The 14,023-nt window shown below is 66.0% G+C and carries 16 protein-coding genes; 10 read left to right on the top strand and 6 right to left on the bottom strand.

Annotation, left to right across the window (positions count from 1 at the left end):
- The first annotated feature begins 4 nt into the window (after positions 1-4).
- The 6 genes from HPT29_RS04110 (at position 5) to HPT29_RS04085 (ending at position 4,957) form a co-directional block, all read left to right on the top strand.
- The gene (locus tag HPT29_RS04110; protein ID WP_173950122.1) at positions 5-691 is read left to right on the top strand and encodes a MotA/TolQ/ExbB proton channel family protein; all 687 of its coding nucleotides are present in this window, start codon (positions 5-7) and stop codon (positions 689-691) included.
- The gene (locus HPT29_RS04105) at positions 691-1,137 is read left to right on the top strand and encodes an ExbD/TolR family protein (protein WP_173950121.1); all 447 of its coding nucleotides are present in this window, start codon (positions 691-693) and stop codon (positions 1,135-1,137) included. Before HPT29_RS04110 ends, HPT29_RS04105 begins: the two co-directional genes overlap by 1 nt.
- A 17-nt stretch (positions 1,138-1,154) precedes the next feature.
- On the top strand, positions 1,155-2,027 hold the full coding sequence (locus HPT29_RS04100) for a TonB family protein (protein ID WP_173950120.1): 873 nt from the start codon (positions 1,155-1,157) through the stop codon (positions 2,025-2,027).
- 127 nt (positions 2,028-2,154) lie between these two features.
- Positions 2,155-3,111 (top strand): MBL fold metallo-hydrolase, encoded by a 957-nt coding sequence (locus HPT29_RS04095; protein WP_173950119.1) that lies wholly within the window; start codon positions 2,155-2,157, stop codon positions 3,109-3,111.
- 26 nt (positions 3,112-3,137) lie between these two features.
- A complete protein-coding gene (locus HPT29_RS04090; protein WP_173950118.1) occupies positions 3,138-4,742 on the top strand; it encodes an FAD-dependent oxidoreductase in 1,605 nt (534 codons plus the stop codon).
- Positions 4,739-4,957, top strand: coding sequence for a DUF2783 domain-containing protein (locus HPT29_RS04085; protein WP_173950117.1), 219 nt, complete (start codon positions 4,739-4,741; stop codon positions 4,955-4,957). Before HPT29_RS04090 ends, HPT29_RS04085 begins: the two co-directional genes overlap by 4 nt.
- On the opposite strand, the gene HPT29_RS04080 is transcribed toward HPT29_RS04085, so the two are convergent.
- The 5 genes from HPT29_RS04080 to HPT29_RS04060 form a co-directional block, all read right to left on the bottom strand.
- Positions 4,958-5,662: an ABC transporter ATP-binding protein gene (locus tag HPT29_RS04080; protein ID WP_173950116.1), complete on the bottom strand. Its 705-nt coding sequence runs from the start codon at positions 5,660-5,662 to the stop codon at positions 4,958-4,960. It lies immediately after the preceding gene.
- The gene (locus tag HPT29_RS04075) at positions 5,655-6,437 is read right to left on the bottom strand and encodes an ABC transporter ATP-binding protein (protein ID WP_173950115.1); all 783 of its coding nucleotides are present in this window, start codon (positions 6,435-6,437) and stop codon (positions 5,655-5,657) included. Before HPT29_RS04075 ends, HPT29_RS04080 begins: the two co-directional genes overlap by 8 nt.
- Positions 6,434-7,381: a branched-chain amino acid ABC transporter permease gene (locus HPT29_RS04070; RefSeq protein WP_173950114.1), complete on the bottom strand. Its 948-nt coding sequence runs from the start codon at positions 7,379-7,381 to the stop codon at positions 6,434-6,436. Before HPT29_RS04070 ends, HPT29_RS04075 begins: the two co-directional genes overlap by 4 nt.
- A 2-nt stretch (positions 7,382-7,383) precedes the next feature.
- The gene (locus HPT29_RS04065) at positions 7,384-8,256 is read right to left on the bottom strand and encodes a branched-chain amino acid ABC transporter permease (RefSeq protein WP_173950113.1); all 873 of its coding nucleotides are present in this window, start codon (positions 8,254-8,256) and stop codon (positions 7,384-7,386) included.
- A gap of 78 nt (positions 8,257-8,334) precedes the next feature.
- Entirely contained in the window at positions 8,335-9,456 is a 1,122-nt protein-coding gene (locus tag HPT29_RS04060; RefSeq protein WP_259060654.1) for an ABC transporter substrate-binding protein, read from the bottom strand.
- Between the two features lie 350 nt (positions 9,457-9,806).
- On the opposite strand from HPT29_RS04060, the gene paaG reads away from it, so the two are divergent.
- Genes paaG through HPT29_RS04040 form a run of 4 tightly spaced genes read left to right on the top strand, consistent with a single transcriptional unit; the run spans position 9,807 to position 13,074 of the window.
- The gene (gene paaG / locus HPT29_RS04055) at positions 9,807-10,598 is read left to right on the top strand and encodes a 2-(1,2-epoxy-1,2-dihydrophenyl)acetyl-CoA isomerase PaaG (RefSeq protein WP_173950222.1); all 792 of its coding nucleotides are present in this window, start codon (positions 9,807-9,809) and stop codon (positions 10,596-10,598) included.
- On the top strand, positions 10,598-11,071 hold the full coding sequence (gene paaI / locus HPT29_RS04050) for a hydroxyphenylacetyl-CoA thioesterase PaaI (RefSeq protein WP_173950111.1): 474 nt from the start codon (positions 10,598-10,600) through the stop codon (positions 11,069-11,071). Before paaG ends, paaI begins: the two co-directional genes overlap by 1 nt.
- A gap of 23 nt (positions 11,072-11,094) precedes the next feature.
- On the top strand, positions 11,095-12,429 hold the full coding sequence (gene paaK / locus HPT29_RS04045; protein WP_247654764.1) for a phenylacetate--CoA ligase PaaK: 1,335 nt from the start codon (positions 11,095-11,097) through the stop codon (positions 12,427-12,429).
- 9 nt (positions 12,430-12,438) lie between these two features.
- Positions 12,439-13,074: a TetR/AcrR family transcriptional regulator gene (locus HPT29_RS04040; RefSeq protein ID WP_173950110.1), complete on the top strand. Its 636-nt coding sequence runs from the start codon at positions 12,439-12,441 to the stop codon at positions 13,072-13,074.
- Between the two features lie 120 nt (positions 13,075-13,194).
- Here HPT29_RS04040 and HPT29_RS04035 read toward each other — a convergent pair whose 3' ends face one another.
- Positions 13,195-13,998, bottom strand: a complete 804-nt coding sequence (locus HPT29_RS04035; protein ID WP_173950109.1) for a Phenylacetic acid catabolic protein — start codon at positions 13,996-13,998, stop codon at positions 13,195-13,197.
- Positions 13,999-14,023 lie beyond the last annotated feature (25 nt).

The following is a 14,023-nucleotide window of genomic DNA, read 5'->3' as shown; positions in this document are numbered from 1 at the left end:
CCTCATGAATGAGATCATGCCTGCCGCAACGCATGACATGTCCTTCCTCGGCCTGTTTCTGCAAGCCGATCCGATCGTCAAAAGCGTCATGATCCTGCTCGTCCTGGCCTCCCTCGGCTGCTGGACCATCGTCATCGAGAAGCTCCTTCGCTTCGGAAGCATCCGTCGTCAGGCCCGCGCTTTCGAAGCTGCGGCGCGCTCGGGTGATAGGCTTCATCCGCAGATGCCCGGGGCGACGGGCCGGATCGTCGCGGCCGGTCACGAGGCGTGGCGCGATCAGGACGTCTCCGAGAGCCGCGCCGACCGGCGGGAGCGCATCGAACGGGCCATGCGGGCTGCCCTGTCCGTCGACATGCGCCAGCTTCAGGTTGGATTGCCGTTCCTCGCCACGATCGGCTCCGCGGCACCGTTCATCGGCCTGTTCGGAACGGTCTGGGGCATCATGAACTCCTTCTCGGCCATCGCCGCCAGCCAGGACACGAGCCTCTCCGTCGTGGCGCCGGGCATCGCCGAGGCGTTGTTTGCAACCGCCATCGGTCTCGTGGCCGCCATTCCGGCCGTCATGGCCTACAACAAACTGACGACCGATCTCGGACGCCTGCAGCAATCCTTCGCGGCCGGCATCACGGCGCTCGGCGACCGGCTCGCCCGCGACCGCAAGTCCCACGTTCGGGCGGAGGCTGCCGAATAATGGGCATGGGGCCAATCCGGGCGCAGGATACGGACGACGAGTTCGGGTCCGCTCCCCTGTCGGAGATCAACGTCACGCCGCTGGTGGATGTGATGCTCGTTCTGCTCATCATCTTCATGGTGGCGGCACCGCTGATGACCGTCGGCGTGCCCGTGCAGCTGCCGAAGACGGCAGCCCCGAAGGTGTCGCAGCCGAAGCAGCCGGTCGTGGTCACCATCGACGCGCAGGGCCAGCCGTTCCTCGACAAGGAGCCGCTCGCTCCCGAGACCATGATGCCGCGCCTGCGGCAGCTCGCCGGCGTGGATCCGAGCCAGGTCGTCCTCGTCCGTGGCGACAAGGCCGTTCCTTATGGGCGCATCATCGAGATCATGGGCCAGATCAACGCCGCGGGCTTCAGCAAAGTATCCTTGATCGCGCAGGCCCCGAGCGGATCACCGTCTCCCTAGGATCCGCAGCAAGCCCGATGTCCGCACACATTCTCAGACCGATGCAGGAGCCGAACCGGCTCGGGATCGCCTTTCTCGCGGCGCTCCTGCTGCACGGGGCGGCGCTGACCGCCGTGACTCTGTGGCCATCCGATGCGGAGAAGCCGCCCGGGGAGCAGGAGATCACGATCGATCTCGCGCCCGCCATGGAAGAACTCGTGTTGGTCGCGCCATCGCTCGAACATTCCCAGGAGGTGCCTCCCGCCGAAACCGAAGCCCTGCCGGTCGAGACGGAAAGCGTCGAGGAGCCGCCGCCCGAGGAAATCGCCGAAGCCCAGCCTCAGGACGCGACCGAAGCGGTTCCGGTGGAAGCGGTTCCGGTCGAACAGGAGACCGCGCGGACCGAGGCCGTCATCCTGCCGCCCCCCGACACGGTGGTCGCCAAGCCGCTCGAGACGCCTGCGCCGCCCAAGCCGGAGAAGAAGCCCCTGCCGAAGCCGGTGGAGCGCAAGCCTCCTCCGCGCCGAACCGTTGCGGAACCGAAGCCGCTTCCCTCCGATGCCCGCCAGGGCCAGGCTTCAGCCTCGCGCGAGGATACGGGCGGCCAGGCGGCCTCCGCGGATCCGACCGCACGCAATCGCTACCTGGCCAGCCTCGTGGCCTCGCTGCGCAATCGCCTGCGCTATCCGGACGTCGCGCGCAGCCAGGGCGTGACGGGCGTTGCAACCGTGCGCTTCACCATGGATCGGTCCGGTCGAATCGTCAGCGCGTCCTTGGTGCGGGGTGCAGGCCATCCGGCGCTGGATCAGGCTGCGCTTGCTGCGGCGAGCCCCGGTTCGTCCCTGCCGCCCATTCCGGACTTCATCCCGCAATCGACCTTCACCGTGCCGCTGCGCTTCAACATCCGCTGAGCCAAACCACGGTCGCGACCTTGACGGTCGCGGGATCGCCATTACCCTGTCGGTCAAAGGCGCCGGCCGTTACCTTCGACGTTGAAGACGACGGCATGAGCTGCGTTCCAGGACAGGGAGAATCGCCATGGCCGATAAGGCTTTCGCCTCGACAAGCGACACCGCCGCCAAGACGGTATCGTTCACGGAGATCGGCCCGGATCTCTATGCCTACACGGCCGAGGGCGATCCCAATTCAGGCATCATCGTCGGCGACGACGGCTGCATCGTCATCGACGCGCAGGCCACGCCGGCCATGGCCGAGGACGTGATCGCCCGCGTACGCACCGTCACCGACAAGCCGATCAAGTACGTGGTGCTCTCGCACTACCATGCCGTGCGCGTGCTCGGAGCCTCGGCTTACGAGGCGCAGGGCATCATCGCTTCGACCACCACCTACGATCTGATCGTCGAGCGCGGCGAGCAGGACAAGGCGTCCGAAATCGGCCGCTTCCCGCGCCTGTTCCGCGGCGAGAGCAGCATCCCGCCCGGTCTGACCTGGCCGACGCTCACCTTCGAGAGCGGCATGTCGGTTTTTCTCGGCAAGCGCGAGGTCAAGCTGTTCCATCTCGGTGCCGGCCACACGGCGGGCGATATCGTGGCCTGGGTGCCGGACGCGGAGGTGATGTTCACCGGCGATCTCGTGGAGTACCACTCCGCCTGCTATTGCGGCGACGCTTACCTGCGCGAGTGGCCGCAGACATTGGATTCGATCCTCGACTTCCAACCAAAGGCGATCGCCCCGGGTCGGGGCGATGCGCTGCAGGGCGGGCAGGCGGTGCGCGAGGCGGCGGCGATGACGCGCGACTTCGTGGGCACGCTCTATGGCGCCGCCGAATTGTCGGTGGCGCGTGGACGCTCTCTCAAGGAGACCTTCGCGGCGACGCGCGACGTGATGGACCCGAAGTTCGGAAGCTTCGCCATCTACGAGCATTGCCTGCCCTTCAATGTCTCGCGGGCCTTCGACGAAGCTTCCGGCATCGATCATCCCGTCATCTGGACGGCGGAGCGCGACCGGGAGATGTGGGCGGCCCTGCAAGGCTAGTCTCTGACGAACGGGAGGAAGCCGCGATGAACAGCCGCAAGACACTCTTCCAGTTCGGCTATCGCCGTAGCGCGGATCAGGATCGCCCGTCCCCTGCCCGGCATGCGGTCATCGTGGTCGGCGCGGGTCCCGTGGGCCTTTGCACGGCCATCGACCTGGCGCAACGCGGCGTGCCCGTGGTGCTTCTCGACGATGCAGACCGGATCGGCGAGGGATCCCGCGGGATCTGCTACGCCAAGCGCACGCTCGAGATCCTCGACCGGCTCGGCGTCGCCGAGCCATGTCTCGAGAGAGGCGTGACCTGGAAGCTCGGCAAGGTGTTCCAGCGCAACGACCAGCTCTATGCCTTCGACCTGCTGCCCGAGGATGGGCACAAGATGCCGGCCTTCATCAATCTTCAGCAGTATTATCTCGAGCATGCGCTCGTCGAGCGTGCCGCAGACCTGCCCGATCTCGACATCCGCTGGCGCAACAAGGTCATCGGCCTCCAACGCCGCAACGACGGCGTGACGCTCACCATCGAGACGCCGGAAGGTGCCTATGATCTCGAGGCCGATTGGGTGGTGGCGGCGGACGGCGCCCGCTCGGCCCTGCGCGGGATGCTCGGCCTGGATTTCCGGGGCGAGGTCTTCGAGGATCGCTTTCTCATCGCCGACGTGAGGATGAAGGGCGACTTTCCGCCCGAGCGCTGGTTCTGGTTCGACCCGCCCTTCCATGACGGCCGCTCGGCCCTCCTTCACAAGCAGCCGGACGATGTCTGGCGCATCGACCTGCAGCTCGGCCCCGATGCGGACGCGAAAGCGGAACAGACGCCCGAGCGCGTCATGCCGCGCCTTCGGCAGATGCTGGGGCATGAGAACTTCACGCTCGAATGGGTGTCGGTCTACACGTTCCAATGCCGCCGACTGGAGCGCTTCGTTCATGGACGCGTGGTTTTTGCCGGCGACGCCGCCCACCAAGTATCCCCCTTCGGCGCGCGCGGCGCGAATTCCGGCATTCAGGATGCGGAGAACCTCGCCTGGAAGCTGGCGCTCGTCGTCAGGGGCGAGGCCCCGGAGCGCCTGATCGACACCTACGACATCGAACGTTCGGCGGCCGCCGACGAGAACATCGGTCATTCGACCCGCTCGACCGACTTCATCGCCCCGCGCTCGGCGCAGGAACGGCGCTTTCGCGATGCGACCCTTGCTCTCGCGCGCCACACCCCCTTTGCCAAGCGAATGGTGAATTCTGGCCGGCTGTCGCTGCCCTCGACCTATGAGACGCCTCTGTCGACGCCGGATCGTGAGACCTGGTCCGGGTCCGCCCGCCTCGGCGCTCCCCTGCCCGATGCCCCGATGCGGACCCGCAGCGGCCAGCCTGTCTGGCTGCTCGAAGCACTGGGCAGCGAAGAGACCGTCATCCATGTGCCCGACGGTGCCCCGCAGCCCGCAGGCGAGCGCGTGCTCGTCATCGGGGACGACCTCATCGATGCGCAGGGCTATTTCGCCCGACGTTTCGACTCGACGCCCGGAAGCACCTATCTCGTGCGACCGGACCAGCATCTCGCGGCACGCTGGCGTCATCCGGCGAGATCACAGATCGAGCGCGCCTCCCGCCGCCTCAGAGGATCGGAGGGGGATCGCGCATGACCTCGCTCATGACCGACAGCCGCTTCCCCGATCCGGACCGCGCCTATCGTGCGCTGATCGAATCTCATCGGGGATTGTCGGATGAGGACAGCGCAGCTCTCAACAGCGCCCTCGTTCTGATCCTGGCCAATCACATCGGCGACCACGCCGTGCTGCAGGAGGCTCTCGCCCTCGCCCGGCAGAGCCTGAATCGGACGCAGGGCGAAGCGGTCTGATCACGCGATGCCGAGATAGGCGGCCTTGACCTGTGGATCGGCCAGCAGGGCCGCGCCCGCCCCGCTGTAGGCGACCTTGCCGGTCTCCAGCACATAGCCCCTGTCGGCGATGGCCAAAGCCGCACTGGCATTCTGCTCGACGAGAAGAACCGTGATGCCGTCGTTCTTGAGAGACACGATGGCATCGAGGATCTGGTCGACCAGAAGCGGCGACAGACCGAGAGACGGCTCATCCAGAAGCAGAAGACTCGGCCGGCCCATGAGCGCGCGGCCGATCGCCAGCATCTGCTGCTGACCGCCCGACAAGCCTCCGGCCAGAAGGTGCCGCTTTTCGGCCAGAACCGGGAACATGGCGAAGATGCGATCGCGGTCCTGGTCGATCTCCCGGTCTCGACGACGATAGGCACCGAGGCGCAGGTTGTCCTCCACGGTCAGGGGGCCGAACACCTGTCGGCCTTCTGGCGATTGCGTGATGCCGAGCCCGACTCTTCGGTGCGGCGGCAGCCGGTCGATCCGTTGGTCCTTGAAGCGGATTTCGCCGCCGGTCATCGGCTGAACGCCGGACAGCGTGCGCAGCAGCGTGGTCTTGCCCGCGCCGTTCGAGCCGACGAGCGCAACGATCTCACCCGAACGGACCTCGAGGCTGATGCCCTTGAGCACCTCGATGCGCCCATAGGCGCTGCGCAGATCCCGCACCTCAAGCACGGGCGGCCTCCCGTGCGCCGTGCTGCCCCAGATAAGCCTCAAGGACCCGTGGATCATCGCGTACCTCCCGCGGCGTTCCCTCGGCGAGCGGACGGCCGCGCTCCAGCACGAGGATCCTGTCGGAGATCTTCATCACGAGCTTCATGTCGTGCTCGACGAGAACGACGGCCACGCCCCGATCGGCAACCTGTTTGATGAGATGGTCGATCTCCTCGGTCTCCACCGCGTTGCAGCCGGCGGCCGGCTCGTCGAGAAGTAGCACGCGCGGTTCGGCGGCGAGCGCACGGGCGATCTCGAGGCGCTTGCAGGCGCCGTAGGGCAGCGAGCCTGCCGAGGTGTCCGCCACATCCTTCAAACCGACATCGGCCAGGAGCGCGAGTGCCGCGGCCCGCGTCTCACGGTTCTGACGCGTGACGGAAGGGGTTCTGAACAGAGCCGGCAGAAGGCTGCACCTTTCCCGCAGGTGACGGCCTACCATCACGTTCTCGCAGGCGGTCATGCGCTGGAAGATCTGCAGGTTCTGGAAGGTGCGGGACAAGCCGCGCGCCGCCAGCTTGTGCGGCGCAAGCCCGGTCACGTCCTCGTCGGCGAGATGGATCGACCCGCGGCTCGCCACGTAGACACCGGACACGATATTGAACAAGGTCGTCTTCCCTGCCCCGTTCGGCCCGATGATGGACACGATCTGGCCGGGGCTGACCGAGAAGCTCACGCCGTCGACGGCCTTCACGCCGCCGAAGGAGATGCCCACATCCGTCGCCTTCAGGATGCTCATGAGCGCGCCCTCCGGAGAAGCAGGTTCGAGAGGCTCGGGACGATCCCGTTGCGCATGAAGATCATCGCCACGATGATGATGAGACCGAGCAGAAGATGCTCGTATTCCTGGAAGACGGTGAGAGCCTGCGGGAGCGTGACGAGCACGGCGGCGCCCACGATGCTCCCCACCACGGATCCGAGCCCGCCGAGCACCACGATCGTCACAAGCTCCACCGAATGCAGGAAGCCCGCCTGATCCGGGTTGATGAACCCGTTCATGAAGGCCAGCGCGGATCCGGCGAGGGATGCATAGATTGCGGCGATCACGAAGGCCTGCAGCTTGAAGCGCGCCACGTCCACGCCGACCACCTGCGCGGCGATCTCGCTGTCGTGCAGGGCGCGGAAGGCTCGCCCGGTCGGCGTCTCGTCGAGGTTGAGGGCGATCCAGGTCCCGACCAGCAGGAGCCCCCCGGTCACCCAGTACCAGGTGTAGGATCCGCTGACCCGCCAGCCGAACAGGGTGAGCCGCTCGACGGGCATGCCGTCCGGGCCGCCGGTCCAGCGGCTTTCGGTCGTGATGACGAGCGCCACGAGAACCCCGAGCCCCAGGGTGGCGATGGCCAGATAATGCCCTTTGAGGCGCAGGATGGGACGCCCCACAAGATAAGCCAGAACGCCGGAGAGGACCGCCCCGATGAGAAGCGCCGCCCAGGGGGGAATGCCGAGATGCGTCGGTCCGATGGCGACCGCATAGGCGCCGATCCCGAAGAACGCCGCGTGACCGAGGCTGACCTGACCCGCCTGTCCCATGAGGATGTTGAGCCCGATGGCCGCGAGCGCCGAGACCCAGACGAGCGAGGCGACGCGGAAATAGTAGCTCGACGGAAAGACGAACGGGAGAATGGCGATCACGACGGCCAGGATGAGCAGGGTGACGAATCGCTGGTTCACGAGTGCACGCATGCTCACACCCTCTCCACGACCCGGCGTCCGAACAGGCCCTGGGGCGCCGCGAACAGGACGATGAGGATGACCAGGAACGCGAAGGCATCCTTGTAGGTCGAGCTGAGATAGCCCGCGCCAAAGGCCTCCAGCAGGCCGAGCAGGAGCCCGCCGACCACGGCACCGACCGGATTGCCCATGCCGCCCAGCATGGCGGCGGCAAAGCCCTTCAGGGCCAGCAGCGTTCCCACATCATAGCTCGTCAGGGTGATCGGCGTGACCAGGATGCCGGCGATCGCCCCGATGGCCGCGGAGCCGCCGAAGGCGAGCGCCATGATGGTGGTCGTGTTGATCCCGACGAGCCGCGCGGCCAGACGGTTGGCCGCCGTGGCCAGCACGGCCTTGCCGACGAGCGTATGTTCGAGAAAGACGTAGAGCGCCAGGACGACGACGGCCGTTCCGCCGAGCACCCAGAAGCTCTGCGGCTGCACGGCGGCCCCCAGCACGTCGACCGGCGTGTCGCCCGTGAAGGCGGGGAGCTTGTGAAACTGCTTGTCGAAGACGATCGCCGCGACGCCGCGCAGCAGGATCGATGCGCCGATGGTGATGATGATGAGCGTCACGGCCGACGCTCCGCGCGCAGGCTCGATGGCGAAGCGGTGGAGCAGGAGCCCGATTGCCACGGCGGCCGCGATGGCGACCAGGGCCGCCAGCGGCAGCGGCACTCCGGCGGCCGACGCGAACACCGTCACCATGCCGCCTAGCATGACGAACTCGCCCTGGGCGAAGTTCACCACGCCCGAGGCGTTGTAGATCAGCGTGAAGCCGAGTGCGACCAGCGCGTAGACGGCTCCCACCGTCAGACCGGAGATGAGGAACTGGAGGAACTCGGCCATGATGCAGCCCCGCGACCTTCAGGTTGCCGGACAGGAGGCTGACCGGCAGCCTCCTGTCCGATCGGTTGCAGCGTGGGATCAGCTTCCGGAGGCGACCAGGTTCCAGTCGCCGCCCTTGATCTCGAGCATGCGGAACGCCGAGAGGTCGAGGCCGAGATGGTCGGTGGCGGACATGTTCACGATGCCGCCTGTACCGACGAAGCCCTTGGTCTTCTCGATCTCGTCACGGATCTTCTGAGGGTCGGTCGAGTTCGCGCGCTTCATGGCCTCGACCAGGATGAAGAGGCCGTCATAGGCATGGCCGCCGAAGGTCGAGACGGGCTGCTTCGTGGCACCCTCGTAGGCCTGCCTGTACTCGGTCACCACCTTCTTCTGCGGATCGCTCTCGGGCAGCTTGTCGCCGACGAGGAGCGCGGCGGCCGGCAGACGGACGCCCTCGGCCGCCGGGCCCGCCAGATCGATGAAGCTCTTCGAGGCTACGCCGTGACTCTGGTAGAACGGGATGCTCGTCATGCCGAGCTGCGCATAGTTGCGGGTCACGATGGCCGGCCCCTGGCCGAAGCCCGGATTGACCACCGCCTGCACGCCGGCCGTGTTCTTGATCTTGGTGAGCTGGGCGGTCATGTCGCTGTCGCGAGGGCCGTAATTCTCGTCGATGAGGATCTGCATGCCGTAATTCGGCGCGACCTTGACGCATTGCGCGCGCATGGACGCTCCGAAGCCGTCCGTGCCGGAGATCATGCCGATCTTGGTGAGATTGCGCTTCTTCAGATCCTCGAAGATCTTCTCGCAGGCCATCTTGTCGGTATGCGGCGTCTTGAAGACGAACTTGCGCACGGGGTCGATGACCTCGATGGCGCCGGCGAGCGAGATGAACGGGACTTTCGCGTCTTCGAAGACCGGGATCATCGCCATGGTGCTGCCGGTCGTCGTGCCGCCCACCATGGCGATCACCTCGTCGTCCTCGATGAGGCGGGTCGCAAAGGTGCGTGCCTTGTTGGCGTCGCCACCGTCGTCGTAGATCACGAGCTCGATCTTCTTGCCCGCGATGCCGCCGGCCGCATTGATCTTGTCGACGTAGAGCTTGAGCGTCTTGTCCTCGGGCTCACCCAGGAAGGACGACGGCCCGGTGACCGAGAGAACGGATCCGATCTTGACGGTGTCCTGCGCGAGCGCGCCATGAGACAGAGCAAGGCCCATGACAGAGGTGGCCAGCAGGATCTTGTGAGTTGCCTTCGCGTTCATGTGTTTCCTCCGAGGTTCTTTGTCGTTTACCGATTTTGTTGTTGCGCAAGGGGTCAGGCTGCCGGGAGCCTGCCGGTCATCGCGGGAACGGAGCAATGGGACAGGACTGCGCAACGCTGGCGTTGCTGTGCGCGTGCATCCTGGCGGCCGTCGAAACCTGCCATCCCGTTTCGCTCCGTAAAGGGCCGAGTGTTGGCTTATTGACGCTGTTTGTTCCATCAATATAATTGACCGGACGGTTGGTCAATAGTAAACAAGTCGCAAGACCACCCGCTTGCCATCAGCGAATGTTCGGGAGGGCCATGGTGGAGAACGATCTCGTCATCACGGAGCGCCGGGAGGGTTATCGGGTGATCACCCTCAACAGGGCCGATCGTCTGAACTCCTTCAACGAGGCGATGCATGCGGCCCTGATGTCGGCCCTTCTCGATGCCGAAGCGGACGAGGCCTGCCGGGCTCTCGTCCTGACAGGAGCAGGACGCGGCTTCTGCGCCGGACAGGATCTGTCGGACCGGGTTTTCAGCCCCGGCCAGGTTCCGGATCTCTCCTCCACCCTGGAGCGCCTCTACAACCCGCTCGTGCGCAAGCTGCGCGCTCTGCGGATGCCGGTCATCTGCGCGGTCAACGGCGTCGCGGCGGGCGCCGGAGCCAACCTCGCACTCGCCTGCGACATCGTCCTGGCAGCGCGTTCGGCCAAATTCATCCAGGCCTTCGCGAAGCTCGGCCTCGTGCCCGATTCCGGAGGAACCTGGTTTCTGCCGCGCCTCGTCGGTCCGGCGCGCGCCCGCGCGCTCGCTCTCCTGGCCGAACCTGTTCCGGCCGAGCAGGCGGAGGCCTGGGGGATGATCTGGAAGGCGGTCGAGGACGGCGCCCTGATGGACGAGGCCCATCGCCTTGCCGCCCACTTCGCCGTTCAGCCGACCGTCGGGCTCGGTCTGATCAAGCAGGCGCTCGATGCCTCCGAGACCCGCGATCTCGACAGCCAGCTCGATCTGGAGCGCGATCTCCAGGGACAGGCGGGCCGCACGCCCGACTACATCGAGGGCGTCACGGCGTTCTTCGAGAAGCGGCAGCCGAAATTCACCGGGAGGGCATGATGGACGCTGGATCGACCCGCGCAGGACGTGCCGCCCACGACCTCGCTTCAGCCTGCGCCGACGCCATGTGGGCCGAGGACCAGGCGAGCCAAGGGCTCGGGATGAGGGTCGAGCGCGTGTCGCCCGGCGAGGCCGTCCTGTCCATGGCGATCCGCCCCGACATGACGAACGGGCATGGCATCTGCCACGGCGGCTTCATCTTCACCCTCGCCGACTCGGCCTTCGCGTTCGCCTGCAACACCTACGACCAGCGCACGGTCGCCCAGCAATGCGCCGTGACGTTCCTCCAGCCGGGCCGGCGGGGCGACACGCTCACGGCCCATGCGGTCGAGCGCCACCGTTCGGGCCGCTCGGGGATCTACGACGTGACCGTCCGCAACGGCCAGGGCGAAACGGTGGCCGAATTCCGCGGGCACTCGCGCACGATCGCGGGCACGCTTCTCGCGTCGGATGACACCGAAAAGACCCCATAAGAACGAACGAATGGGAGGTTCCCTTGCTTCAGATCCCGCACCGCAAGCTGTCCGAACTCAAGCCCCAGGCGACCCAGCTCGATCGCCTCGAACTGGCGTCGCGGGATGAGTTGGCCGCCTGGCAGCGCGAGCGTCTCGCCTGGTCCCTGCGCCATGCCTACGAGAACGTGCCGCACTACAGGGCGAAGTTCGACGCGGCAGGCGTTCATCCGGACGATTTCAGGGATCTAGGCGATCTCTCCAAGTTCCCGTTCACCACCAAGGCCGACCTGCGGGACAATTATCCCTTCGGCATGTTCGCCGTTCCGCAGGACCAGATCGCCCGCGTGCACGGCTCGTCGGGCACCACCGGCAAGCCCACCGTGGTCGGCTACACCAAGCGCGACATCGACACCTGGGCGGACGTGGTGGCGCGATCCATCCGGGCGAGCGGCGGGCGTCCCGGCATGAAGGTGCACGTGGCCTACGGCTACGGCCTCTTCACCGGAGGACTGGGCGCGCATTACGGCGCCGAGCGCCTCGGCTGCATGGTGATCCCGATGTCCGGCGGCATGACCGAGCGCCAGGTGCAACTCATCCAGGACTTCCAGCCCGACATCATCATGGTCACGCCGTCCTACATGCTGGCGATCCTCGACGAGTTCAAGAAGCAGGGCCTCGATCCGCGGCAATCCTCGCTGAAGGTCGGGATCTTCGGCGCCGAGCCATGGACCAACGCCATGCGGACCGAGATCGAAGAGGCCTTCGACATCCATGCGGTCGACATCTATGGCCTGTCCGAGGTCATGGGGCCGGGCGTTGCCTGCGAATGCGTGGAGAGCAAGGACGGACTGCACATCTGGGAGGATCATTTCTATCCCGAGGTGATCAACCCGGTGACGGGCGAAGTCCTGCCGGACGGCGAGGAAGGCGAGCTCGTCTTCACCTCCCTGACCAAGGAGGCGATGCCCGTCATCCGCTATCGCACCCGGGACCTGACGCGCCTGCTGCCCGGCACGGCGCGCACCATGCGCCGCATGGAGAAGGTCACCGGCCGCACGGACGACATGATGATCATCCGGGGCGTCAACGTGTTCCCGACCCAGATCGAGGAGAAGCTCCTCGCCATCCCGACCCTGTCGGGACATTACCAGATCATCCTGACCCGCGAGGGCCGGATGGACCAGATGGAGATCAGGGCCGAGATCCGGCCGGATGCCGATTATCCGGAAACGCGGAAAGCCGCCGCCGACCGCCTGACCCAGGCGATCAAGGACACCATCGGCATCACGGCTCAGGTCAATGTCCTCGACCCGGAAGGAATCGAGCGCTCGCTCGGCAAGGCGCGGCGCGTGATCGACCGCAGACCGAAGGAATAGAAGAACCCCATGGCCCGTACCCGTGCCACCGATTACGACGACAAGCGCCGCGCGATCCTCGATCGCTCGGCCGAACTCTTTGCCGAGCACGGCTACGACCGTGCCTCGATGAGCAAGATCGCAGAGGCCTGCGGGGTCTCCAAAGCCAACCTGTACCACTACTACAAGGACAAGGAAGCGCTGCTCTTCGACGTCATCCGCTTCCACCTCGAAGAACTGCTCGAGGTCGTAGAGGCGGCCGACCGCCCGGACCTTGCTGCGGATGACCGCTTGAGAGAGCTGGTGGCGGCGCTGCTCGAGGCCTATCGCGATGCCGACGCCCAGCACAACGTGCAGATCAACGGCATGCGCCTGCTCCCGACCGACCGCCAGGCCGAGCTCAAGGCGGTGGAGCGGGACCTGGTCAAGATCTTCTCCGATGCGGTGGCGGGCGTTGCGCCGCAGCTCAAGGGAACCAAGCTGCTCAAGCCTGTGACCATGTCCCTCTTCGGCATGATCAACTGGCATTATCTATGGTTCAAGAGCACCGGCGAGATCACCCGTGCAGATTATGCAGCGCTGGTGTCCCGGCTCATCGTGGATGGAACCCGCAATCTCCAGGCCGAGCCCGCGGCCGCGTCCCGGCGCATCAGCGCGGCGGAATAGAAGACTCCTAAAACCGAAACCGCGCGGGAAGATGGGGCACCAGGGTTCGGCGTCCCGCAGCGAACCGGACACCGCGTCCGTGGAAAGCCCGGTCCATCATCCGGCCCGATGGTCAAACGATTACTGGAGCGAGACCTGATCGCCGATCTCGCGCGACCCATGGCCCGGAACTTCGAGCCCGAAGCGCGAAAGCATCGGATGAACGTGGCTCTGCCACTGCGCCATCAGCTCCTCCCGGCCCTTCTGGCGCAATCCGTACCTGCGATGCTGGGAGAAATGATCCGACGCGCTGCTGCCGAAGGTGTCGGCCACGCGCGGATACCAGTAGTTGACGGAGGCCTGAGCATCGATCCTGTCGTGGCCTCTCTCGAGAGCCGCCTGCAATCCCTGTTCCCCCAGTTCCGCGTGGCGCCTCTCTACAGGAAGGATCTCGGCAAGGACGTCGGCGAGCGGCTGGTAGGAGCCGCGTGTCAATTCGTCGAGCTGCACCACGGTGGCCCGCCCCATCAGGCAGTTCATCACCACCGCATCGACCCAGCCGTTGATCGGGTAATGGAACACGTTGAGGCGCATGTCTCCGGCAATGCGCCTCGTGGCCAGATTGACGCTGCGGTCGAGACGGGACGCCCAGGGATGAGCTCCTACATATTGCCCCGTGTCGGCCCCGAACTGCTCCATCAGGGCCAGGACCTGACGCGCGTGGTCGAACTTGTCGAAGACGATGCGTGTCGCGATGATCCGCTCCTTGAGCCCCGGAGCCAGGTTGATGCAATCGGCGAAGCCCGAGGCGCCCGCCATCTCGGAATCGACGAAGATCGCCATCAGGCGCATGAGTTCGCCGCGATAGCGAGGCGTCACGTTGTCGGGAGCGCTCAGGCGGCCGCCGCCGGCCAAGAAGGCGACGAGGCTTTCTTCATCAACCATGGGACCACCCTCCCCGCCTCTTGCG

The organism is Microvirga terrae, from assembly GCF_013307435.2.
GTDB lineage: Bacteria > Pseudomonadota > Alphaproteobacteria > Rhizobiales > Beijerinckiaceae > Microvirga > Microvirga terrae.
This window is presented reverse-complemented; position numbering and strand designations above follow the sequence as displayed.

Coding starts and splice junctions, on each gene's coding strand:
- HPT29_RS04060 (WP_259060654.1), bottom strand. CDS start 9,456: ATGGGCCTTGCTCTGTCTCATGGCGCGCTCGCGCAGGACACCGTCAAG.
- HPT29_RS04065 (WP_173950113.1), bottom strand. CDS start 8,256: ATGGCCGAGTTCCTCCAGTTCCTCATCTCCGGTCTGACGGTGGGAGCC.
- HPT29_RS04105 (WP_173950121.1), top strand. CDS start 691: ATGGGCATGGGGCCAATCCGGGCGCAGGATACGGACGACGAGTTCGGG.
- paaI (WP_173950111.1), top strand. CDS start 10,598: ATGGACGCTGGATCGACCCGCGCAGGACGTGCCGCCCACGACCTCGCT.
- HPT29_RS04085 (WP_173950117.1), top strand. CDS start 4,739: ATGACCTCGCTCATGACCGACAGCCGCTTCCCCGATCCGGACCGCGCC.
- HPT29_RS04095 (WP_173950119.1), top strand. CDS start 2,155: ATGGCCGATAAGGCTTTCGCCTCGACAAGCGACACCGCCGCCAAGACG.
- HPT29_RS04090 (WP_173950118.1), top strand. CDS start 3,138: ATGAACAGCCGCAAGACACTCTTCCAGTTCGGCTATCGCCGTAGCGCG.
- HPT29_RS04100 (WP_173950120.1), top strand. CDS start 1,155: ATGTCCGCACACATTCTCAGACCGATGCAGGAGCCGAACCGGCTCGGG.
- HPT29_RS04040 (WP_173950110.1), top strand. CDS start 12,439: ATGGCCCGTACCCGTGCCACCGATTACGACGACAAGCGCCGCGCGATC.
- HPT29_RS04110 (WP_173950122.1), top strand. CDS start 5: ATGAATGAGATCATGCCTGCCGCAACGCATGACATGTCCTTCCTCGGC.
- HPT29_RS04075 (WP_173950115.1), bottom strand. CDS start 6,437: ATGAGCATCCTGAAGGCGACGGATGTGGGCATCTCCTTCGGCGGCGTG.
- HPT29_RS04035 (WP_173950109.1), bottom strand. CDS start 13,998: ATGGTTGATGAAGAAAGCCTCGTCGCCTTCTTGGCCGGCGGCGGCCGC.
- HPT29_RS04070 (WP_173950114.1), bottom strand. CDS start 7,381: ATGCGTGCACTCGTGAACCAGCGATTCGTCACCCTGCTCATCCTGGCC.